This window comes from Streptomyces sp. NBC_01232 (assembly GCF_035989885.1).
In the GTDB taxonomy this organism is placed as follows: domain Bacteria; phylum Actinomycetota; class Actinomycetes; order Streptomycetales; family Streptomycetaceae; genus Streptomyces.
The window spans coordinates 4653346-4674586 of record NZ_CP108518.1; the positions used below are offsets into that span (position 1 = coordinate 4653346).

Sequence of the window (21241 nt, forward strand, 5' to 3'; positions counted from 1 at the left end):
GGGCAGTTCTAGAATAGATTTTTAGACTACTTCGCGCCGTCCTGCACGGCCCGCATCCCCCTCACATCCTCCTCGTATCCCCCTCGCAGCTCCGGTCGCCCGCCCGGGAGCACGGCGTTAGCGTGGAAGGGTGGGGGCGCGGGCTTGGCGTGCGAGGAGGCCGGGCATGACGACACGATGGCGCAGTGCGGCACTGGTCCTGGCTGCGGTCGGACTCGCGGCGGGTCCTGTGGGCGGGGGAGCGGGGGCGGTGTACGCCCGGGATGCCGCGGCAGCGCCCGTGCCGGCCGCGGCCGTCCCGGCTCCGGCCCCGACGCCGCCCCCCTCGCCCGCCCCGACCCCGAACCCCGCCTCCGACGAGTTTCCGCGGCTGACCCCGGCCGTGGCCCGCCAGCTGGACGACGCCGTCAAGAAGGTCCTGGCCGAGGCGAGGATTCCCGGCGTGATCGTGGCCGTGTCGGCGCCGGGCAAGGGCGAGTACGTACGGTCCTTCGGCGTCGCGGACAAGGCCACGGGCGCGCCGATGACCCCGAACCTGAACATGCGCATCGGGAGCGTGACGAAGACCTTCACCGTCACCGCCCTCCTCGAACTCGTCGACCAGGGCAAGGTCGGGCTGGACGACCCGATCGGGAAGTACATCGACGGGGTGCCGAACGGCGACCGGATCACCCTGCGCCAGCTGGCCGGGATGCGCAGCGGTCTGTTCAACTACTCCGCCGACGAGGACTTCTACAAGGCGCTGACCAGCGATCCCGACCGGCCCTTCACCCCGCAGGAACTGCTCGCGTACTCGTTCAAGCACCCGGTGCTGTTCGAGCCGAACGCGAAGTTCTACTACTGCAACACCAACCTCATCCTCCTCGGGCTGGTGGTGGAGAAGGTCACCGGTGTCCCCCTCGGCCGGTACATCGACCGGGAGGTCGTCGAACCGGCCGGGCTGGGGCACACGCTCTTCCCCACGGGCGCGGAGTTCCCCAGTCCGCACGCCCAGGGCTACACGAACCAGACCGCCTCAGGGAAGGTCGAGGTCTCCACCGACTGGAACCCCTCCTGGGGCTGGGCCGCCGGAGCGATGATCTCCGACCTCAGTGACCTGCGCAGCTGGGCGAAGACCCTGGCGACCGGGACCCTGCTGACCCCCGCCACCCAGGCGCAGCGGCTGAAAGTGGTCGACGCGCTCCCCGGCACGGGCTACGGCCTCGGGATCTTCAACGTCCAGGGCTGGATCGGCCACAACGGCTCACTGCCGGGCTACGGATCACTGGTCCTCTACCTGCCGGAGTCCCGGGCCACGCTCGTCGTGCTGCTGAACACGGACATCGGCTACGCGGGACAGGAGCCCAGCACCCTGTTCGGTGAGGCGATCACCAAGATCGTGACTCCGGACCGGGTCTACACCCTCCCCGCCCAGCCGGCTTCCTGACGGAGTGTGCGCCGAATATCTCAAGTCCTCGGACGGTTCTCCCCCGCGGCCGACTCCCGCCGTAGCGTAGGGCGTCGAGGGTCCGCACCGCCGGTCACCCTCGACCCACCCATGCTCTGCGGCGCGCGCAACACCCCCGAGGGAGACGCACATGAACGGTCAGGCACAGGCGGCACAGCAGGAGATGCGGCCGCCGGGGGAGGACGCCGCGACCGTCGTCTCGGTCCGCGCGGCCGGCGAGGCGGACGTCGAGACGGCGGCCGTGCTGTTCCGCGGCTATCTCGACTTCTACGAGGTGGACATCGAGGACCCGGACGCCCCGCGGGCCTTCCTGGCGGAGCGGATCGCCAAGGACGAGTCCCTGGTCCTGCTCGCCGATGTCCCGGAGACCGGCACGGTCGGGTTCGCACAGGTCTACCGCGGGTTCTCGTCCCTCTCCCTGCGGACCTCATGGGTCCTCAACGACCTGTACGTCGCCCCGGCGGGCCGGCGCACCGGGGCGGGCCGGGCACTGCTGCGCGAGGTGCTGCGCCGGGCCCGGGAGGCCGGGGTGTCCGGGGTGCAGCTGGAGACCGCGTACGACAACACCGTCGCGCAGGGGCTGTACGAGGCGGAGGGCTTCGTCCGCGAGGAGTTCCACGTGTACTTCCACGACCTGGGCTGAGCGGCTTCCTGCGGGAGTGCTGACGGGATCGGCGGCGGGCGGAGGAGACATTCCTCAGCGGGGGGTGAAACATTCCCCGCCGCCATCGCGTCAGAGGGGTGAGACGGACGCGAGGGGGAGTGAATGCGGCAGCGGCGCAGAGAAGGGTTCCGTGAGTTCGCGGCGGGCCGCTCGGGCCATCTGTACCGGTCGGCGTGTCTGCTCGTGAGCGGGGACACCCACCTCGCGGAGGACCTGGTGCAGGAGACGCTGGGGCGGATGTACCTGCAGTGGGGGCGGATCTCCCGCATCGACAATCCGGCGGCGTACGCGCAGACGGTGCTGGTACGGGTCTTCCTCACGCACCAGCGCCGCCGCTCGGCGGGGGAGCGGCCGGTCGGGGACGTCCCCGACTCGCGCGCCCCCGCGGCGGGCGGCGAGGATCCGGCGTTGCGGCTGACGCTGCTGGAGGCGCTGGGGCGGCTGGCGCCCAAGGACCGGGCGGTGCTGGTGCTGCGCTTCTGGGAGGACCGCAGCGTCGAGGAGACCGCCGACGCGATGAACTCCAGCTCGGCGGCGGTCCGTACCCGGACCACGCGGGCGCTCGCCCGGCTGCGGGAGCAGCTGGGCGGCAGTCTCACGGCCTTCGCGGACCTCTGAGACGGCCGGTCCGCCCGGGCCGGCTCCCGACCCCTCGCTCCCCACTCCACCCTTGCAACGGAAGGTCTGGTTCCCCATGTCTTTTGAAGCCGAACTCGCCGAAACCCTCCGGCGCACGGGGGAGGGTTTCACGACCGACCCCGGGTCTCTCGCGGAGGCGGGCGAGGGCCGCGGCCGACGGCTGGCGGCACGCCGCCGGGCCGCCGTGGCCGGTGGTTCCGTGCTGGCCCTGCTCGCCATCGCCGCGGCGGGGGCCTACTCCGGCGGCCTGCTCGCGGGATCCGGCGGCTCCGGCGCCGTGGGCGCCCCGGGTGCGGCCGATGCGGAGGCGCCGCCGACTCCGTCGGGCCAGGAGCGGCGTACCGGCGCCGGCACGGTCACCGCCGACCAGATGGTCGGGAACCTGACGGAGCTCCTGCCGGGCGGGAAGGTCACCAAGACGTCCGCGCGGGGCACCGGCGACGAGCTGGGCCCCATGGTCGCCGCCGTGTACGACGACGGGAAGGGCCGGGCGGCCATCACCCTCGGCCTCCAGCGGGTGGACCCCTTCGGCGCCTCGGCCCGCGGTCACACCGAATGCGCGGACAAGAACGTGCACGCCTACGACGACTGCCGGACCGAGCAACTGCCCGACGGTTCCCGACTGCTGCTCCACCAGGGATACGAGTACCCGGACCGCCGGACGGACACCAAGGTCTGGCGGGCCGTGCTCGTGACCCCGCAGGGTTTCCTGGTCGACGCTTCCGAGTGGAACGCCGCTGCCGACAAGGGAGCCTCCGTCTCCCGGACCGACCCGCCTCTGACCATCGCGCAGTTGAAGACCGTGGTCACCTCGGACAAGTGGCATGCGGCGCTGAACGACCTGCCGGCGGCCGAACCCGAGCCGGCGCCGCCGCCGGAGTCGATCGCCCTGCGGGACCGGTATGCCGTGGATGCCCTCAAGCACCTGATGGCCGGGCTCGAGATCACCGTCCCGGTCATCTCCCAGGGAGGGCGGGGCGCGTACGGCTATGTCGTTCTCGACGACGGCAAGGGCAGGTCCCTGCTCCAGATGAACGTCCAGCAGGGCTCGGAGCACCCGGGGTTCACGGGGAAGCAGTCCTTCGTCACGGAACCCGACGGCACCAAGGTGAAGGTCACGGCGGGTCCGGGCGACAAGGACAGGAGCGTGACGCAGTGGAGCGTGGACACCTTGCGCACGGACGGGCTGCGCGTGGTGGTCACCGCCTTCAACACGGCCGATCAGAACGGCCCGGCCACGCGTCCCGCGCCCGCGCTGACCATGGATCAGCTGCGGAAGATCGCTCTCGCCCCCGAGTGGAACCAGACGGCCTCCACCGGCTGATCCACCGGCTGATCCACCGGCCGGTCCCCCCGGTCCGCCTCATTTGGCGTCCGCGTAGCACTCCACGACCGCCGTGGTGAACGGGAACCGGACCGGGGTGTCGCCGAAGGCGATCCGGCCGGCCCGGTCGCCGGCGGCGCGGATCGCCTCCACCACGGCCCCGGCCTCCTCGGCCGGGCAGTGCACGATGACCTCGTCGTGCTGGAAGAACACCAGCTCGGCCCGCATACCGGCGGTCGCCTGCCGCAGGGCCGCGAGCAGCAGCAGGGCCCAGTCGGCCGCGCTGCCCTGGACGACGAAGTTACGGGTGAACCGCCCGCGGGCCCGGGTGTTGGTGGAGGCGTAGCTCGGGGTCCAGGCGCCGTCCCGGTCCTGCGGGGTCCCGGCCCCGCCCTCCCCGTCCGCCTCGCCCGGATCCACGCCGCCGTCGCCCGCCTCGTCCCCCTCGCCGGAGCCGGCCGGTGGCGGGCAGGTGCGGCCCAGCCAGGTCCGTACGAGCCGGCCCTCCTCCCCGGCCTTCGCCGCGTCGTCCACGTACGCGACCGCGCGGGGGAAGCGGCGGCGGAGCGCGGCCAGGTTCTTCAGGCCGTCCCCGGAGGTCTGGCCGTACACGGCGCCGAGCACGGCGAGCTTGGCCTTGTCCCGGTCGCCGGAGAAACCCTGCCGGGAGACGGCGGTGTAGAGGTCCGAGGCCTCCCCGGCGACCTCCATGAAGGCGGGGTCGCGGGAGATCGCGGCGAGCACGCGCGGTTCCATCTGGTCGGCGTCGGCGACGACGAGCCGCCAGCCGGGGTCGGCGACCACGGCCCGGCGGATCACCTTGGGGATCTGCAGGGCCCCGCCGCCGTTGGTGACCCAGCGGCCGGTGAGCGTCCCGCCGGGGATGAACTCCGGGCGGAAACGGCCGTCGCGGACCCAGTCCGCGAGCCAGGCCCAGCCGTGCGCGGTGTAGATCCGGTACAGCTTCTTGTACTCGATCAGCGGCTCGACGGCGGGATGGTCCAGCTCCTGGATCTCCCAGCGGCGGGTGGACTTGAGCTTGATCCCGGCCCCGGCGAAGGCCTTGATGACGTCGGCGGGCAGATCGGGGCGCACGCGTCTGCCGAAGGCGGCGGACACCCGGTCGGCGAGCTCGGCGAGGCGCCGGGGCTCACCGCCGCCCGCGTACCGCTCACCGAGCAGCTCGGTCAGCAGCGCGCGGTGCACGTCGGCCCGCCAGGGCAGGCCCGCGCGGTTCATCTCGGCAGCGACGAGGAAGGCCGCCGACTCGGCGGCGACGAGCAGCCGCATCCGGTCGGGGTGGGCGGTGGCACCCTGCCGCTTCGCCTGGTCGGCGTGGACGGCGAGCAGGGCGTCCAGGGGGACCGGGGTGGGCTGCGGGTCGAAGAGGGAGTCCTGAACGCGGGGCTCGGCGGCGCGCGGGCGCGGATCGGGCGGTACGGGGGCGTGCGTGAGCCTGGCCCAGGCGGCGGCCGCCGATCGGGGCTCGCCGGAGCGGCCCTCGTGGCCGAGGAGCAGCAGCTCGGCGTCCTCGATGTCGTGGCACCGCTCGACGCGGGCACCGGCGGCGAGCAGGCGCGGATACACGGCCGCGGTGGACGCCCAGACCCAGCGGGTACCGGGCGGGGCGGCGCGCACCGCGTCGGCGGGGTCGCGGACGCGCATCCGGGCTCCGTCGGCGGGGTCGACGGGCGCGGCGTGCCACCACCCGTCGCCGTCCTCGGCGAGGGCCCACCGGGGAGTGCGGTCGCTCATGGGTGCGAGTGTCCCACCGGGGTCTGACAGGGGCCGCGCGGCCGGGCCGTGCCGGGCCGCCGGGCCGCCGGGCGGGCGCGGCGCCGCTGCCGGGGCTCCGCCCCGGGCCCCGCGCCTCAAACGCCGGCGGGGCTGGAAGGGCGCCTCAAACGCCGGCGGGGCTGGAAGGTGTGCCGGCGGGGCCGGGAGCGGGGGCGGTGGTTGTGGTGTAGGTGTCCAGGGCCGGGTGCGGGGGGCGGGCGAGGAGGCGGCGGAGGGTGCCGCGGTCCGGGGTGTCGAGGAAGCCGGCCGCGATGGCCGAGTACGTGGCCACCAGCATCGGGGGCTGGAAGGGGGCCAGGTCCGGGCCGGACAGGGCGCTGCGGGCCTCGGCCAGGGAGGCCGGTGCGTAGCGGGCGCCCACCGCCGCGGCGAGTTCCGCCCCGCCCAGGGCGCGGTCCCCGACCAGCTCGTAGACCTGCCCGGCGTGTGCGTCGGGTGCGAGGGACACCCGTACCGCCACCTCCGCCAGATCCTCCCGGGCGACCGCCGCGAGCCGGCCGTCGCCCAGCGGGGCGGTGATCACCCCGTCGGGCCCCGGCGCGGCGAGCGAGCTCAGCAGCTCCGCGTACAGCCCGTTGCGCAGCACCGTCCAGGCCACCGCGGAGCCGCGCAGGCGGCGTTCGGTCCAGCGGTGCGCCAGCGCGTACGGCAGGTGGTCGCCCGCCCCGGTGAGGCTGGTGTAGACGATGTGCCGCACCCCGTCCCGCTCGGCGGCCGAGACGGCGGCTTCGTGCCGTGCGACGACCTGGTCGTCCTCGCCGTAACCGGCCGAGATGAGCAGCAGGGTGTCCACCCCGGCGAAGTCGAGCGAGTCCGGGTCGTCGAAGTCCACCCGGACCTGGCCCGGGCCGTCCGGGACACGGGTGCCGAAGCGTACGTCCGGCCGGTCCGCCAGCCGGCGTGCGACCTGTGAGCCGAGTCCGCCGGAGGTGCCGGTGATCAAAAGCATGGGTGGTGGTCCTTCGTGGTCGCGCCGGTCGGCCTGGTTGGCTTCGCGGACGGGGACATCGTGCGCGGATGGGCGCACGGCACGTAAGGAGGCACTTCCATGTCAGTAGGGCACACCGGGGTAACCACCCCGGAGCCGCTGTTGAGCTGCGACGACGATTGCGGCATCCGCGATGTCCTCGACAGGCTCGGCGACAAGTGGTCCGTCCTCGTCGTGGTGGAGCTCGGCGCCGGTGTGCGCCGGTTCAAGGAGCTCCAGCGCGCGGTCGACGGCATCTCGCAGCGGATGCTCACCCTCACCGTCCGCCGCCTGGAGCGCGACGGCCTGGTCAGCCGGACCGTGCACGCCACCGTGCCGCCCCAGGTCGAATACGAGCTGACCGACCTCGGCCACAGCCTGACCCGACTGGTCAAGGGCCTCGCGGACTGGTCGCTCGAGCACCGCCCGCGGATCGAGGCCGCCCGCCGGGAATGGGACGCGAAGGCGGACATGCCAAGCTGAGAGGTGTGAGAGACCTTGCCGAGACCGTCGACCGAGCCTTTGCCGCAGCCCTCTACGCCCAGGACGACGCCGGGCTGGACACCGGGGCCTCGCTGCTCGTCGCCGATCAGGGCGGCTGGTCCGCGGTCGGGCGGGAGCTGCTGGCGCGTGGGGAGGCGTACGTGCGCCAGGGCTGGGAGCGGGGCTGGCGGCCGGCGGACGTGCTGCGGCTGGTCCGGCGGGACCTCGACGAGCGGCACCTGCGCATCACCGGGGACCTGATCGCCGCCGAGGCGCGCCGCTACGCCCGGCTGCCCGCGCGCTGGGGCGCCGACGAGGTGTGGTGGGCGGGCGACGAGGAGTACGCCGACCGGCTCGCGCAGCGGGAACGGGCCGACCGGTTCACGCTCGCCACCGCCTACCTGGAGGTGCTGCGGCTGCTGATCCGGCTGCCCTCGATCGAACCGGTGGGCCCCCTTCCCGGGGATCCCGCGGACGAGCTGGAGCACGCCCACATAGAACCGCGCATGCTGGGCCGGATCCGGGCCCTGCTCGCCAAGGCCGAGGCGACCACCTACCCGGAGGAGGCGGAGGCGCTCAGCGCCAAGGCCCAGGAGCTGATGGCCCGGCACACCGTGGACGAGGCCCTGCTCGCCGCGAGCGGCAAGGGCCCGGCCCAGGTGCCCGGCGCCTGCCGGATCGGGGTCGAGCCGCCGTACGAGGAGGCGAAGGCGGTGCTGCTCGACGCGGTGGCCACCGCCAACCGCTGCCGGGCCGTGTGGAACAGCGGTTTCGAGTTCTCCACGGTGGTCGGCTTCGAGAGCGACCTGGAGGCGGTGGAGCTGCTGTACACCTCGCTGCTCGTGCAGGGCACGGCGGCGATGACCCGCGCGGAGGCCGCGCAGCGCTCCGGCGGGCGCAAGCGGACCAAGACCTTCAGGCAGTCCTTCCTGCTCGCCTACGCCAGCCGGCTCGGCCACCGGCTCGCCGAGACCGCCGAGCACACGGCGACGGAGGCCCCCGACAACCTGCCGGCCCTGGTGGCCCGCGACGTGGCGGTCACCTCGCGCGCGGACGAGATGTTCCCCCGGACCACGACGACCAGGCTCCGCGGCGCCACCGACCACGCGGGCTGGGAGGACGGTACGGCGGCCGCCGACCGCGCCCACATGGGCGGCCGCCGCAACCCGCTGCCCCGCTGAAGGCGTCTTGCCGGATGAGGTGTCCGAGGCCTTCTACTCCTGAGTAGGGACCTGTCTGTGATCAACGGACCACCCCGCGTGCACGTGCATCTGCCCGTGCAGCAGGTCATGAACACAGCTATGATCCGGAGGAGTTGACATCTGCACTATCGGGGGCTTCCTGTGGACCACGCGTACAACGGGATGGCAGCTGCAGAACTCGCTACCTTGTTTGAGCTGACGTGGCAGAAGAGCAGACACAGCAACTCGCAGGGTTCCTGCGTGGAGTTCGCACGGCTGCCGGGTGGCGATGTCGCCATGCGCAATTCGCGCTTTCCCGACGGACCGGCACTCGTCTACACGCCGGCGGAGATAGAGGCCCTGCTCCTGGGCGTCAAGGACGGCGAGTTCGATCACCTGATCGGCTGACGGAACAGCGCACTCATCAAGCCATGCACGTGCACTGGCCGGGACCGATCGCAATGATCGGTCCCGGCCAGTTGTCCGGTGTTCGCCCTCGGTCGGCGGCTGCCTCCGGTGCTGCGGCCGGCGGCCGGCCGCTCAGTCCTGGAGCAGGAACAGCGCCCAGACCACCTTGCCGGTCAGCCGGCCCGCGAGCGGGTGCCAGCCCCAGCTGTCGCTGTACGAGTCCACCAGGAACAGCCCGCGCCCGGACTCCAGGTCGAAGTTCTCCTCGGTGCGCTCGGGCGAGAACGCCCCGCCCGGCCGGTCCTCGCTCGGGTCGCGCACCGCGCACACCAGCCGTGTGCTCCACCGCATCAGGTGCAGCCGTACCGGCGGCTCCGGCTCGGCGTCCGCGCACCGCGCGTCCTCCGGCAGGGCATGGCGCAGCGCGTTGGTGACGAGCTCGGAGACCACGAGGGCCACATCGTCGAAGCGGTCGTCGAGGCCCCACTGGGACAGCGTCGAACGACAGAAGGAGCGTGCTCCGCGCACCGCCTCGTAACGGGCGGGCAGGGCACAGGAGGCGGACCCGGAGACAGCCGTGGGGTCGACCGGGGGAAGCCCCTGCCGTAACGGCTCGAGCATGGTCGATCCATTCGTCCCCATGCGAGGCACTCCCGGGATTCGCGGGCGGAGCGGTCATCTCCGTCCAGAAAGAACTGCGGGGTGGGTCCGGCGCCGGCGCGAACAGCACGCAGGTGCGCGGGGACCATCGTTCCGAATGCTCGGGCCGGATGCAAGGGCAGATGCACGTGCACGCGCCGGACCTGTCCGCTCCCGTGACGGTTCTGACTCATTTCTTCCTACGCATACTTACGGACTTCTTTTCCCGCAGACGGGATTCCGTTACAGAACGAGTACGGGCCGATGCGTTTTGGTGGCAGACTGCGGCCTCTGGGGTACGGGGGCCCCGAGACGCTCGCGCACACCACGCGCACGCCAATGCGATGGGGAGGGCAGTACTAGTGACCGCAGAAGCCAGCGGTTCTGTGGTGCGCCGCATCCTCCTGGGCTCCCAGCTCAGGCGACTCCGAGAATCCCGCGGCATCACCCGTGAGGCGGCCGGCTACTCGATCCGCGCATCCGAATCGAAGATCAGCCGCTTGGAGTTGGGAAGGGTGAGCTTCAAGGCCAGGGACGTCGAGGACCTCCTCACGCTCTACGGAGTCACGGACAGTACGGAGCGCGAGTCGCTGCTCGGGCTGGTCCGCGAGGCCAACGCGACCGGCTGGTGGCACAGTTACGGCGACGTGCTGCCCGGGTGGTTCCAGACGTACGTCGGCCTGGAGGGCGCCGCCTCGCTCATCCGGATCTACGAAGTCCAGTTCGTCCACGGGCTGTTGCAGACCGAGGCCTACGCCCACGCGGTCGTCAAGCGCGGCATGCCCGGCGCCACCGCCGCCGAGGTCGACCGCCGCGTCGCCCTGCGCCTGGAGCGGCAGAAGGTCCTCGTCTCCGAGAACGCCCCGGTCTTCCACGCCGTCCTCGACGAGGCCGCGCTGCGCCGCCCGTACGGCGACCGCGAGGTCATGCGCGGTCAGCTGGAGCACCTCATCGAGGTCTCCCAGCGGCCCAACGTGCAGCTCCAGGTGATGCCCTTCTCCTTCGGCGGCCACGCGGGCGAGAGCGGAGCCTTCACCCTGCTGCGCTTCCCCGAGTCCGACCTGCAGGACATCGTCTATCTGGAACAGCTGACCAGCGCCCTCTACCTGGACAAGGACGAGGAAGTGGGTCAGTACGGAAGGGCCATGGAGCGGCTCCAGGCCGACTGCCCCGATCCCGACCGGACCAGGGATCTTCTCCGCGGCCTGCTCCAACTGTCTTGATTCGCACGTAGTATGACGCCTGATCAGTGCATGATGACCGATCGGTCTCCGGTGCAGCGCACGGGTGCGCGCTCGCAGTAAGGGATGGCATGTCCATATTCAGCGACCTGGCTCACCAGTACATCGACGGCGAATGGCTGGCCGGTACCGGTTCGTGGGACATCATCGACGTCAACCCGTACAACGGGGAGAAGCTCGCGGCCATCACCGTGGCCACCGTCGAGCAGGTGGACCAGGCCTACCGCGGCGCCGAGCGCGCCCAGCGCGAATGGGCCGCCACCAGCCCGTACATCAGACGCGCGGTCCTGGAACGCGCCCTTCGGATCACCGAGGAGCGCGAGAAGGAGATCGTCGAGGCGATGATCGACGAGCTCGGCGGCACCCGTCCCAAGGCCGAGTACGAGGTCCACCTCGCGATGGAGTTCATCCGCGAGTCGCTCCAGCTGGCCGTCCGCCCCGAAGGCCGGATCCTCCCCTCGCCGGTCGAGGGCAAGGAGAACCGGGTCCAGCGGCTGCCCGTGGGCGTCATCACCGTGATCAGCCCCTTCAACTTCCCGTTCCTGGTCACCCTGAAGTCGGTCGCCCCGGCCCTGGCACTGGGCAACGCGGTCGTCATCAAGCCCAACCAGAACGCCCCGGTCGTCGGCGGCGGCGTGATCGCCAAGATCTTCGAGGACGCCGGACTGCCCGCCGGCCTGCTGAACGTCCTGGTCACCGACATCGCCGAGATAGGCGACGCGCTCCTGACCCACCCGGTCCCCAAGGTCATCTCGTTCGCGGGATCGGACCGGGTCGGCCGGCATGTCGGGGCGGTCGCCGCCCGTCACTTCAAGCGCACCGTCCTGGAGCTCAGCGGCAACAGCGCGCTCGTCGTCCTCGACGACGCCGACCTCGACTACGCGGTGGACGCGGCCGTCTTCAGCCGCTTCGTCTACCAGGGCCAGGTCTGCATGGCCGCCAACCGGATCCTCGTCGACGCGTCCGTCGCGGAGGAGTTCACCGAGAAGTTCACCGCGCGCGTGCGCAGCCTCAAGACGGGCGACCCGCACGAGGCCGACACCCACATCGGCCCCCTGATCAACTCCTTCCAGGCCGACGCCCTGACCGCGCTCGTGGACGAGGCCGTGGAATCCGGCGCCCAGGCGCTCGTACGGGGGTCTACGCGCGGCAACCTGGTGGAACCCACGGTGCTCGCCGGGATCCCCGAGGACTCCCCGCTGCTGGGCCAGGAGATCTTCGGCCCGGTGGCCCTGCTGGTCGTCTTCGACGGCGAGGACGAGGCCGTACGGCTGACCAACGCGACCCCCTACGGGCTCAGCGGCGCCGTGCACACCCGGGACGTGGAGCGCGGCGTCCGCTTCGCGCAGCGGATCGAGACGGGCATGATCCACGTCAACGACTCCACCATCGGTGACGAGCCGCTGGCCGCGTTCGGCGGCGAGAAGGCCTCCGGCCTGGGCCGGCTGAACGGCGAGGCCACCATCGAGGCCTTCACCACGCAGAAGTGGATCTCCGTACAGCACGGCCGGACGACCTTCCCGTTCTAGGTCTCACAGGCCGCACCCCCAGGGGGTGTCATGTGGGCCGGGCCGGGCTCGCGGTGTCCGGCACGCACGCACCGGACACCGCTCCCTGATCCGACCCGGCCCACAGGACACCCCCTAGACTCGGCCGGGCGTAGGCAGCCGCCCGGGGGAGATCGAGTTGAGCAACATACCGGAGACCGGCCGGACCCCTCGGGTCCAGAACCGGCTCGTCGTCATCCAGATCGTGGTCTTCTCACTGCTGCTCACGCTGGGCGGGCGCCTCTGGTACCTCCAGATACGCAACGGGTCGGAGTACACGGACGAGGCGAAGAACAACCACGTCCAGCAGGTGGTCCAGCCCGCCGTGCGCGGCTCGATCCTGGACTCGCGCGGGGTTCCGCTCGCCGACAACGCGACCCACCTCGTGGTCTCCGCCAGCCGCACCGAGCTGCTGACCATGAAGGACAAGGGCAAGTCCGTGCTGACCCGGCTCGCCGGGGTGCTCGGCCTGGACGCCCAGGAGGTCATCGACAAGGTCCGGCTCTGCGACTCCAAGACCAAGCAGCCCTGTTGGAACGGATCCCCCTACCAGCCGATCCCGGTCAGCGACGAGGCGACCACCGAGCAGGCCCTGCAGATCCGCGAGCACCCCGAGGACTTCCCGGGCATCACGGCCGAGGCGACCGCCCTGCGCCGCTACGCCGCCCCCGACCAGGCCAACACCTCCCAGGTGCTCGGCTACCTCTCGCCGGTCACCGACGAGGAGATCTCCAAGGCGAAGAAGTCGGACTCGCCGTACCTGCGCTCGGACCAGGTCGGCCGCTCCGGCCTGGAGCGCACGTACGACAAGGAGCTGCGCGGCAAGGCGGGCATCACCCGCTACGAGGTGGACAACCTGGGCCGGGTCATCGGGCAGGGCGAGACCGACCCGGCGCGGCCCGGCTCGAACATCGTGACCTCGATCGACTCCCGCGTGCAGGCCGTCGCCGAACGCGAGCTGAACAACGCGATGATCGACGCCCGCAAGGTCTACGACAAGAACACCCGCCGCAACTACGAGGCCGACTCGGGCTCCGTCGTGGTGATGGAGACCAGGACCGGCCGGGTCGTGGCGATGGCGTCGAACCCGACCTACGACCCCAACGCGTGGGTGGGCGGCATCTCCGCCAAGGACTACGCGGGCCTGACCGACAAGGAGTCGAACTACCCGCTGCTGAACCGGGCCATCCAGGCCCAGGCGGCGCCGGGGTCGATCTTCAAGGTGGTCACCTCGACCGCCGCGGTCAACGCCGGGTACCCGTTCAACAACCGCTACCCCTGCCCCAGCTCGTACTCGGTGGGCAGCCAGACCTTCACGAACTTCGAGTCGCAGGGCCACGGCGACATCACCATCGGCCGGGCCCTGGAGGTCTCCTGCGACACCGTCTACTACGCGATCGCGGACCAGGAGTGGAAGAAGGACGGCGGCATCAACCCGAAGAAGAACCCGAACGACTGGTTCCTCAAGACCGCCCACGAGTTCGGGCTGGGCAGGCGCACCGGCGTCGACCTGCCGAACGAGGTCCCCGGCCGGGTACCCGACCGGAAGTGGAAGCAGGACTTCTTCGACGCGAACCGGGACGCCTGGTGCCGGGACGGCAAGAAGAACGGCTCCTTCGCCGAGAAGATCGCCTACGAGAACTGCCGGCAGGGCAACCAGCTGCGTGAGGGCGACGCCATCAACTACTCGATCGGCCAGGGCGACACGCTCGTCACCCCGATCCAGATGGCCTCCGTCTACTCGGCCATCGCCAACGGCGGCACGATCCACCAGCCCAGCATCGGCAAGGCGATCGTCAGCGCCGACGGCACCTCGGTCCAGGAGATCGCCCCGAAGGAGGCGGGCAAGCTCCCGATGGACGCCAGGACCCGCGACAACATCGACGAGGCCCTCGCCGGCGTGGCCACCAACGGCAGCGCGGCCTGGCGCTTCGGCGGCTGGCCGCAGAAGCAGATCCCCATGCACGCCAAGACGGGTACCGCCGAGGTCCAGGGCAAGCAGACGACCTCGTGGTTCGCCTCGTACACCGAGGACTACGCGATCGTCATGACCATCTCCCAGGGCGGCACCGGCTCCGGCGCTTCGGGACCGGCCGTCCGCAACATCTACGAGGCGATGTACGGGCTCGACCCGACGGGCAAGCAGGACCTGACCAAGGCGCTGCTCCCCAAGCCCGCCACCGCGCTCCCGGCGATCCGTCCGGACGGGGAAACCGCCCCCAACTGAAGGGGCATTGAGGACAGGATCTGACCGCAAGGGTCCGTAGCGTGTGTCGTGTCGGGGGAAGGAACCCCGGCACGGACACTCCACGCAGAAGGCGGTCGGTCATGGCTCAGATTTCCACCGAGGTCCCCGGCGACGAGCGCGGCACGCTTCTCGCCTTCGTCGAGGCCCAGCGCACGGCCATCCGTGAATCGATCCTCGGGCTGAGCGAGGAGCAGGCCGCGAGCCGCCCGAGCGTCAGCGAGCTCACCCTGTCCGGGCTGATCAAGCACGTGGCCGAGGTCGAACTGAACTGGCTGCGCCTGGCCCAGCAGGTGCCGAACGAGAAGCAGCGCACCCAGGAGACCTGGGGCGAGGCATTCCGCCTGGTCGAGGGCGAGTCCATCCCGTCGGTGCTGGCCTTCTGGGACGGGGTCGCGGAGCAGACGGCGGCCTTCGTCGCGGCCGTCCCGAGCCTGGACGACACCTTCCCGCTCCCGCCGGCGCCCTGGTTCCCCAAGGAGGCCAAGGTCTCGATGCGCTGGATGCTCCTGCACCTGGTGGAGGAGTTCGCCCGGCACGCGGGCCACGCGGACATCGTCCGGGAGTCCCTGGACGGGACCCGCGCCATGGGGTGAGCACGGGTGAGTAGCCTGGCCCCATGTCAGCGATCCGGCTTCTTGTCCTCGGTGCGGTCCGCCAGCACGGGCGGGCCCACGGGTACCAGGTACGCAACGACCTGGAGTACTGGGGCGCCCACGAGTGGTCGAACACCAAGCCCGGATCGATCTACCACGCGCTCAAGCAGATGGCGAAGCAGGGCGTCCTGCACGCCCACGAGGTGGCGCCGAGCGTGGCGGGCGGGCCGCCGCGCACGGAGTACGAGGTGACGGACGCCGGCCGCGAGGAGTACTTCAGGCTGCTGCGCGAGGCCCTCGCGTCGTACGACCAGAAGACGGACGTGCTGTCGGCGGCGATCGGCTTCATGGTCGACCTGCCGCGGGCGGAGGTCCTCGGGCTGCTCCGGGAGCGGATGGCGAAGCTGGCCCTCTGGCGGTCGTCGGTGACGGACTACTACACGCCGGAGGGCGGCCCGCAGTCGCTGGGCCACATCGGCGAGATCATGCACATGTGGGTCCACTCCGCGGACGCCGAGGCGGAGTGGACCCGGGGGCTGATCGCCCGGCTCGAGGGGGGCGCGTACTCCTTCGCGGGTGAGGGCGGGGATCCGTTCGTAGGGGTCCTCGCGGACGGCCAGGAGAATCCGTACGCCGCGCAACAAGGTGCGTAATCAAGTTTGACTAGCCGAAGGGCGGGCATTACCTTGGGCGATCCAGCTACTCAAATTTGACTAATAGAGGAGCGGTTTTGGCGATCTTCGCCGAAGGTGTCCACAAGCGGTACGGCGACAAGTCCGCACTGGCCGGGCTCGACCTGGAGGTGAAGCCCGGGACGGTGCACGCCGTGCTCGGCCCCAACGGTGCCGGGAAGACGACGGCCGTGCGCATCATGAGCACCCTGCTGCGGCACGACGAGGGCGTGGTCCGGGTGGCGGGTCACGACGTACGCACCCGGGCGCAGGCCGTACGCGCCCGGATCGGGCTGCTCGGCCAGCACGCGGCGCTCGACGAGGAACTGGGCGGGCGGCAGAACCTGGAGATGTTCGGCCGCCTGAACCACCTCGGGGCGCGGCGCGCCGGGCTGCGGGCCGACGAACTGCTCGACCGCTTCGGCCTCGCGGACACCGGCCGCAAGCCGGTCAAGCAGTACAGCGGCGGCATGCGGCGCCGGCTCGACCTCGCGGCATCCCTGATCACCGACCCGGAGGTGCTCTTCCTCGACGAGCCGACCACCGGGCTCGACCCGCGCGGCCGCAACGAGGTGTGGAGCGCGGTCCGCTCCCTGGTGGGCGGCGGCACCACGGTCCTGCTGACCACGCAGTACCTGGAGGAGGCCGACCAGCTGGCCGACCGCATCACGCTGATCGACCGGGGGAGGACGGCGGCCGAGGGCACGGCCGACGCGCTGAAGTCCCTCGTCGGGGCCGACCGGATCGTCGTCGTCCTGCGGGACGCCGCACGGCTCGCGCAGGCGGCGGAGCTGCTGCCGGACCCGTCCGTGGACCCGGAGTCGCTGACCCTGAGCTTCCCCGTGGAGGACCGGATGGCGGGCCTGGCGCTGACCCTGCGCGCGCTGGAGGAGGCGGGCATCGAGGCGCTGGACCTCGCCGTCCGCCGCCCCACGCTCGACGAGGTCTTCCTGCACCTGACCGACCGTACGGACGCACCGGAGGTGGCCGCGTGAGCGCGACGAGCACGAGTCCGGGCCCGAGCACCCGGAAGATCGCGAGCAACGGCAACGGCAACGGCAACGGCAACGGCGTGGGAGCGGGCGCGCGGCCGGGCGTGCCCTGGGTCCTCGTGGACTCCTGGACGATGACCCGGCGCGAGCTCGCGCACTGGGCCCGCCAGCCCGTCCAGATGGTCGTCGGCCTGGTCTTCCCGGTGATGATGCTGCTGATGTTCGGCTTCCTGATCGGCGGCGGGCGCGGCATCGACGGCGAGTACGTCGAGTTCCTCGTCCCCGGGATGCTCGCGCTGACCATGGCCTTCGGGCTGGAGGCGACGATGACCGCCGTCACCCAGGACCTGGGCAAGGGGGTGATCGACCGCTTCCGCGCCATGCCGATGTCCTCCGCCGCGGTGCTCGTGGGCCGCAGCGCGGCGGACATGCTCCAGTCGGCGGTGGGCCTGGCCGTCCTCGCGGGCGTCGGCCTGCTGCTGGGCTGGCGCTGGCACGGCTCGCCGGCGGCCGCGCTGCTGGCCTTCGCGCTGCTCCTGCTGCTGCGCTTCGCGATGCTGTGGATCGGCATCTGCCTCGGCATGGTCGCGGGCCGTCCGGAGCTGGTGCAGGCGGTGCAGATCCTGGTGTGGCCGGTGGGCTTCCTCTCCAACGCCTTCGCGACGCCCGAGTCGATGCCGGGCTGGCTGGGGACGGTGGTGGAATGGAACCCGATGTCGGCGACGGCGACCGCGGTCCGCGACCTGTTCGGCAACCCCGCCGCGGCCGGGTCCTCGTGGGCCGGCGACCATGCCGCGCTGCTCGCCGTCGGCTGGCCGGTCCTGCTGCTGGCGGTCTTCTTCCCGCTGGCGGTGGCCAGGTTCCGCGGTTTGGGCAGGTAGCCGTCGCGGGCGGGCTTGCACCTCACGCCACGTGAGGGACCACAGTGAAGGGCGTACCCAACCAGAGGGCGGAAGAGATGAGCCACTCCGTGGGCCAGGTCGCCGGATTCGCCGGAGTCACGGTGCGCACGCTGCACCACTACGACGAGATCGGTCTGCTCTCCCCGAGCGGCCGCAGCCACGCAGGACACCGGCGGTACGAGGACGCCGACCTGGACCGGCTGCAGCGGATCCTGTTCTACCGGGAGCTCGGCTTCCCCCTCGACGAGGTCGCGGTCCTGCTGGACGACCCGGAAACGGATCCGCGGGAGCATCTGCGCCGGCAGCATGCCCTGCTGATCGACCGGATCGACCGGCTCCAGCAGATGGCCGAGGCCGTTGAGCATGCCATGGAGGCGAAGAAGATGGGCATCAACCTGACGCCGGAGGAGAAGTTCGAGGTCTTCGGGGACTTCGATCCCGATCAGTACGCCGCGGAGGCCGAGCAGCGGTGGGGCGGCACCGACGCCTACGCGCAGTCGCAGCGCCGGGCCGCGGCCTGCACCAAGGAGGACTGGAAGCGGATCCTGGCCGAGGCCGACGACATCAACCGGCGCCTGGCCGCGCTGATGGAATCGGGCGCTTCCGCCGAGTCGGCGGAGGCCATGGACCTGGCCGAGGAGCACCGCGGCTGGATCGACGGGAACTGCTACACCTGCTCGTACGAAATGCATACCAACCTGGGCGAGATGTACGTGGCGGACGAGCGGTTCACGGCCACCTACGATGCCGTCCGGCCGGGGCTGGCGGTGTTCCTGCGGGACGCGATCATCGCCAACGCGGTGCGCAAGGTGTAGGCGCGGACGTCATGCATTCGACCCCCTCCGGTCCCTGGAACCGGGCGGGGGTCGTGTGCGTTGATAATTGAAACCGCTCCTTCCGCAGTACGCCCCCCGATCCAGGAGAGCCCGGAAACCGTGTATACGCTTGCCCTCGGCCCTGAGTGGCTGTCCCCGGACTATCTGATCTCGCACTTCGGTCTGATCGGCATCCTGGTCATCGTCTTCGCCGAGTCGGGACTCTTCGCGTTCCTCCCCGGCGACTCGCTGCTCTTCACGGCGGGCCTGCTGGTCGCGGACGGGCAGTACATCAAGCAGCCGCTGTGGCTGGTCTGCACCCTGATCGTGGCCGCCGCGATCATCGGTGACCAGGTCGGCTACATGATCGGCAAGTTCTTCGGCCCGAAGCTCTTCAACCGGCCGAACTCCAAGCTCTTCAAGCGGGAGAACCTGGACAAGGCGCACGAGTTCATGGACCGGCACGGCCCGAAGGCCATCGTGCTCGCCCGCTTCGTCCCGATCATCCGCACCTTCGCCCCGATGGTCGCGGGCGCCGGCTCGATGAAGTACCGCACCTTCCTGACGTACAACATCATCGGTGGCATCGGCTGGGGCGCGGGCGTCACGATCGCCGGCTACTGGCTCGGACAGATCGAGTTCATCAAGACGAACGTCGAGCCGATCCTGGTCGGCATCGTCCTGGTGTCGGTCATCCCGGTGGTCTTCGAGGTCCTCAAGGCCCGCAAGGAGAACAAGGCGAACGCCGGCGCCGAGGCGGCCGCGGCGCCCGCCGCCGACGGTTCGGGCCCCCAGGCCCCGGGCGCGCGCGGCCGCCACGCCAAGCGCTGAACCGCCGGAGCGCCGAGCGGGCCCACCGCCCCGCGGCGCCGCCCGTACGACCGTGACGCCCCGGAGCCCCGTAGAGGGCCCCGGGGCGTACGTGCACCCCTGCGCGGCCCTCTACGGGGCCCGTACGGCCGACCGCTGACCGCCGTACGGGCGTCCGTACGGTCAGAAGCCGCGGGTCCGCTTCGCGGCGCGGCGCTTGGCGGCGCTCGCGGCCCCCGGGATGCGCATGAACAGCCGCGAGGTCTCCGACCCGAGGTTGACCCCGATCGCGATGGCCAGCGCGATGGCCGCGGCGTTCACCAGCGAGCCCAAGCCCTCGTTCAGCCGGTTCTCGGCGATGAGCAGCAGCCCGTAGTACACCGCCGAGCCGGGCAGCAGCGGTCCGATGGCGGCCGTGACGTACGGCAGGGCGGAGGCGAAGCGGTAGCGGGAGAAGAGCTGCCCGAAGAGGCCCACCAGCCCGGCCGCGATGGCCGTGGACGGTACGGGCGGGATGCCCCCCGCGTAGTGCAGGGCCCCGAAGGTGACCCAGGCGACCGCGCCGTTCAGCGTCACGATCCACACGGTGGAGCGTTCCTGCTGGAGCAGGATCGCGAAGGTGAACACCAGCACCATCGAGGCGGCGATCTGGATCAGCGGCCGCTGCTGGATCTGCAGGACCTCCTCCGGCCGCGGCGAGGCGTCGAACTGCAGGCCCACGTAGAGCACGACCAGCACGCCCATGATGATGCCGATGAAGAGGTACATGACCTCCAGCAGCCGGGCCGACGCGGTGATGTAGTAGCCGGTCAGGCCGTCCTGCACGGCCGCGACCACAGCCCGTCCCGGCAGCAGCGCGAACAGCCCACCGGTGATCACGGCGGAGGCCTTGACGTCGATCCCCGTCATGTTCAGCGCCACCCCGATGGCGGCGGGCGGCATCGCGGCGACCACGAACTGGTAGAACTCGGGCAGCCCGCGCCCGGCGCACAGCCAGGCCAGGCGGTCGCCGAGGACCGCGCCGATCGCGGCGGCGAAGAAGACGAGGACCCCGCCGCCGACCAGCGTGGAGGCGGCACCGGCGAGCAGGCCGGCGGAGGCCGTGAGCATCCAGCCGGGGTAGGGGTGCCGGTTGCGGCGGATCTCGGCGAGGCGCCGGTAGGCCTCCTCCAGCGAGACGTCGATCTCGTGCGCGCTGATGTCGTCCACGAGCCGGAACACGGCCGCGAGCCGGTTGTAGTCGGTGCCGCGGCGGCGCACGGTCCGGCTGGCCGAGACCGGGTCGCCCACCAGCGAGGGGTGGTGGGTGATCGACAGCATGGTGAAGGTGACGGTCGGCTCGCAGCGGTCCAGCCCGTAGGAACGGGCCACCGCGAACATCGCGGCCTCCACGTCCTCGGCGCCCTCACCGCCCGCGAGCAGCAGCTCGCCGATGCGCAGGGTCAGGTCGAGCACGCGGCCCACGGCGGGGCCGGTCTCGCTCTGCCGCTGGACCAGATCCGGCACGGGCCGGACGTCGACCGGCATGCGCAGCATCGTGCGCATCCGGTCCTGCCAGGGCGATTCCTTCATCTGCGCGACGGGGAAGCCCTGGCCGGGGGTGTAGGCGGTCGGGGAGTTCGCCGCCCGGTAGGTGGCCGGGGCGGCGAAGGCCGACCCCTCGGGCTCGGGCGGCACCGGACCGGTACCCGCCGGGAGAGCGAATTCCGAGGTGGGCTGGTCCTCCTCCAGAGGCTCCGGCTCCATCCCGGGCGGCGCCGTGAACGCGCTGTGCGCCTCGTCGGACTGGGGCTTCCTGTCCTCTGCCCCCTCGGCCTCCGCCACGCGTCCTCCAGTCCGTGATCACCCGGGTATCAGTATGCGGAATCGTTTC

At 71.4% G+C, this 21241-nt stretch carries 19 protein-coding genes and 1 pseudogene; 16 read left to right on the forward strand and 4 right to left on the reverse strand.

The window, feature by feature from the left end:
- The first annotated feature begins 166 nt into the window (after positions 1-166).
- The 4 genes from OG444_RS21490 to OG444_RS21505 all read left to right on the forward strand — a co-directional run bounded on the left by OG444_RS21490 (position 167) and on the right by OG444_RS21505 (position 4074).
- Complete coding sequence (locus OG444_RS21490; protein WP_327263713.1) at positions 167-1426, forward strand: serine hydrolase domain-containing protein; 1260 nt, start codon at positions 167-169, stop codon at positions 1424-1426.
- A gap of 151 nt (positions 1427-1577) precedes the next feature.
- On the forward strand, positions 1578-2090 hold the full coding sequence (locus OG444_RS21495) for a GNAT family N-acetyltransferase (RefSeq protein WP_327263714.1): 513 nt from the start codon (positions 1578-1580) through the stop codon (positions 2088-2090).
- 123 nt (positions 2091-2213) lie between these two features.
- Positions 2214-2729, forward strand: coding sequence for a SigE family RNA polymerase sigma factor (locus tag OG444_RS21500; protein WP_327263715.1), 516 nt, complete (start codon positions 2214-2216; stop codon positions 2727-2729).
- A gap of 76 nt (positions 2730-2805) precedes the next feature.
- A complete protein-coding gene (locus tag OG444_RS21505) occupies positions 2806-4074 on the forward strand; it encodes a hypothetical protein (protein WP_327263716.1) in 1269 nt (422 codons plus the stop codon).
- A gap of 39 nt (positions 4075-4113) precedes the next feature.
- Here the strand turns inward: OG444_RS21505 and OG444_RS21510 are convergent, their stop codons facing one another.
- Positions 4114-5829 (reverse strand): bifunctional 3'-5' exonuclease/DNA polymerase, encoded by a 1716-nt coding sequence (locus OG444_RS21510; protein WP_327263717.1) that lies wholly within the window; start codon positions 5827-5829, stop codon positions 4114-4116.
- 145 nt (positions 5830-5974) lie between these two features.
- On the reverse strand, positions 5975-6820 hold the full coding sequence (locus OG444_RS21515) for an NAD(P)H-binding protein (RefSeq protein WP_327263718.1): 846 nt from the start codon (positions 6818-6820) through the stop codon (positions 5975-5977).
- A 99-nt stretch (positions 6821-6919) separates the two neighbouring features.
- Here OG444_RS21515 and OG444_RS21520 point away from each other — a divergent pair, with 99 nt between their 5' ends.
- The 3 genes from OG444_RS21520 (at position 6920) to OG444_RS21530 (ending at position 8910) form a co-directional block, all read left to right on the forward strand.
- A complete protein-coding gene (locus OG444_RS21520; protein WP_327263719.1) occupies positions 6920-7321 on the forward strand; it encodes a winged helix-turn-helix transcriptional regulator in 402 nt (133 codons plus the stop codon).
- On the forward strand, positions 7291-8502 hold the full coding sequence (locus OG444_RS21525) for a DUF2786 domain-containing protein (protein ID WP_442810585.1): 1212 nt from the start codon (positions 7291-7293) through the stop codon (positions 8500-8502). The genes OG444_RS21520 and OG444_RS21525 overlap by 31 nt, the downstream gene beginning before the upstream one ends.
- A gap of 162 nt (positions 8503-8664) precedes the next feature.
- Complete coding sequence (locus OG444_RS21530) at positions 8665-8910, forward strand: DUF397 domain-containing protein (RefSeq protein ID WP_030383576.1); 246 nt, start codon at positions 8665-8667, stop codon at positions 8908-8910.
- Positions 8911-9042: 132 nt separating this feature from the next.
- Here OG444_RS21530 and OG444_RS21535 read toward each other — a convergent pair whose 3' ends face one another.
- Positions 9043-9552, reverse strand: coding sequence for an ATP-binding protein (locus OG444_RS21535; RefSeq protein WP_327263721.1), 510 nt, complete (start codon positions 9550-9552; stop codon positions 9043-9045).
- A 341-nt stretch (positions 9553-9893) separates the two neighbouring features.
- On the opposite strand from OG444_RS21535, the gene OG444_RS21540 reads away from it, so the two are divergent.
- The 9 genes and pseudogenes from OG444_RS21540 (at position 9894) to OG444_RS21580 (ending at position 19389) form a co-directional block, all read left to right on the forward strand.
- The gene (locus tag OG444_RS21540; RefSeq protein ID WP_327263722.1) at positions 9894-10772 is read left to right on the forward strand and encodes a helix-turn-helix domain-containing protein; all 879 of its coding nucleotides are present in this window, start codon (positions 9894-9896) and stop codon (positions 10770-10772) included.
- Between the two features lie 89 nt (positions 10773-10861).
- Positions 10862-12319: an aldehyde dehydrogenase family protein gene (locus tag OG444_RS21545; RefSeq protein ID WP_327263723.1), complete on the forward strand. Its 1458-nt coding sequence runs from the start codon at positions 10862-10864 to the stop codon at positions 12317-12319.
- Between the two features lie 157 nt (positions 12320-12476).
- A pseudogene (gene mrdA / locus OG444_RS21550) lies at positions 12477-14546 on the forward strand (penicillin-binding protein 2); the annotation flags it as partial.
- A 119-nt stretch (positions 14547-14665) separates the two neighbouring features.
- A complete protein-coding gene (locus tag OG444_RS21555) occupies positions 14666-15178 on the forward strand; it encodes a DinB family protein (RefSeq protein ID WP_327263724.1) in 513 nt (170 codons plus the stop codon).
- Positions 15179-15201: 23 nt separating this feature from the next.
- Entirely contained in the window at positions 15202-15831 is a 630-nt protein-coding gene (locus OG444_RS21560) for a PadR family transcriptional regulator (RefSeq protein WP_327263725.1), read from the forward strand.
- A 77-nt stretch (positions 15832-15908) separates the two neighbouring features.
- Positions 15909-16844: an ATP-binding cassette domain-containing protein gene (locus tag OG444_RS21565; protein WP_327263726.1), complete on the forward strand. Its 936-nt coding sequence runs from the start codon at positions 15909-15911 to the stop codon at positions 16842-16844.
- The gene (locus OG444_RS21570) at positions 16841-17722 is read left to right on the forward strand and encodes an ABC transporter permease (RefSeq protein ID WP_442810587.1); all 882 of its coding nucleotides are present in this window, start codon (positions 16841-16843) and stop codon (positions 17720-17722) included. The genes OG444_RS21565 and OG444_RS21570 overlap by 4 nt, the downstream gene beginning before the upstream one ends.
- Before the next feature lie 77 nt (positions 17723-17799).
- A complete protein-coding gene (locus tag OG444_RS21575) occupies positions 17800-18558 on the forward strand; it encodes a MerR family transcriptional regulator (protein WP_327263727.1) in 759 nt (252 codons plus the stop codon).
- Positions 18559-18678: 120 nt separating this feature from the next.
- Positions 18679-19389, forward strand: a complete 711-nt coding sequence (locus OG444_RS21580) for a VTT domain-containing protein (RefSeq protein WP_327263728.1) — start codon at positions 18679-18681, stop codon at positions 19387-19389.
- A gap of 162 nt (positions 19390-19551) precedes the next feature.
- Here the strand turns inward: OG444_RS21580 and OG444_RS21585 are convergent, their stop codons facing one another.
- Complete coding sequence (locus tag OG444_RS21585) at positions 19552-21192, reverse strand: threonine/serine ThrE exporter family protein (RefSeq protein ID WP_327263729.1); 1641 nt, start codon at positions 21190-21192, stop codon at positions 19552-19554.
- Positions 21193-21241 lie beyond the last annotated feature (49 nt).

What these genes read in the sequence shown, in the direction of transcription:
- OG444_RS21500 (WP_327263715.1), top strand. Translation starts at nt 2,214, where the DNA reads ATGCGGCAGCGGCGCAGAGAAGGGTTCCGTGAGTTCGCGGCGGGCCGC.
- OG444_RS21555 (WP_327263724.1), top strand. Translation starts at nt 14,666, where the DNA reads ATGGCTCAGATTTCCACCGAGGTCCCCGGCGACGAGCGCGGCACGCTT.
- OG444_RS21495 (WP_327263714.1), top strand. Translation starts at nt 1,578, where the DNA reads ATGAACGGTCAGGCACAGGCGGCACAGCAGGAGATGCGGCCGCCGGGG.
- OG444_RS21525 (WP_442810585.1), top strand. Translation starts at nt 7,291, where the DNA reads ATGGGACGCGAAGGCGGACATGCCAAGCTGAGAGGTGTGAGAGACCTT.
- OG444_RS21545 (WP_327263723.1), top strand. Translation starts at nt 10,862, where the DNA reads ATGTCCATATTCAGCGACCTGGCTCACCAGTACATCGACGGCGAATGG.
- OG444_RS21520 (WP_327263719.1), top strand. Translation starts at nt 6,920, where the DNA reads ATGTCAGTAGGGCACACCGGGGTAACCACCCCGGAGCCGCTGTTGAGC.
- OG444_RS21535 (WP_327263721.1), bottom strand. Translation starts at nt 9,552, where the DNA reads ATGGGGACGAATGGATCGACCATGCTCGAGCCGTTACGGCAGGGGCTT.
- OG444_RS21575 (WP_327263727.1), top strand. Translation starts at nt 17,800, where the DNA reads ATGAGCCACTCCGTGGGCCAGGTCGCCGGATTCGCCGGAGTCACGGTG.
- OG444_RS21510 (WP_327263717.1), bottom strand. Translation starts at nt 5,829, where the DNA reads ATGAGCGACCGCACTCCCCGGTGGGCCCTCGCCGAGGACGGCGACGGG.
- OG444_RS21560 (WP_327263725.1), top strand. Translation starts at nt 15,202, where the DNA reads ATGTCAGCGATCCGGCTTCTTGTCCTCGGTGCGGTCCGCCAGCACGGG.
- OG444_RS21540 (WP_327263722.1), top strand. Translation starts at nt 9,894, where the DNA reads ATGGGGAGGGCAGTACTAGTGACCGCAGAAGCCAGCGGTTCTGTGGTG.
- OG444_RS21490 (WP_327263713.1), top strand. Translation starts at nt 167, where the DNA reads ATGACGACACGATGGCGCAGTGCGGCACTGGTCCTGGCTGCGGTCGGA.
- OG444_RS21505 (WP_327263716.1), top strand. Translation starts at nt 2,806, where the DNA reads ATGTCTTTTGAAGCCGAACTCGCCGAAACCCTCCGGCGCACGGGGGAG.
- OG444_RS21515 (WP_327263718.1), bottom strand. Translation starts at nt 6,820, where the DNA reads ATGCTTTTGATCACCGGCACCTCCGGCGGACTCGGCTCACAGGTCGCA.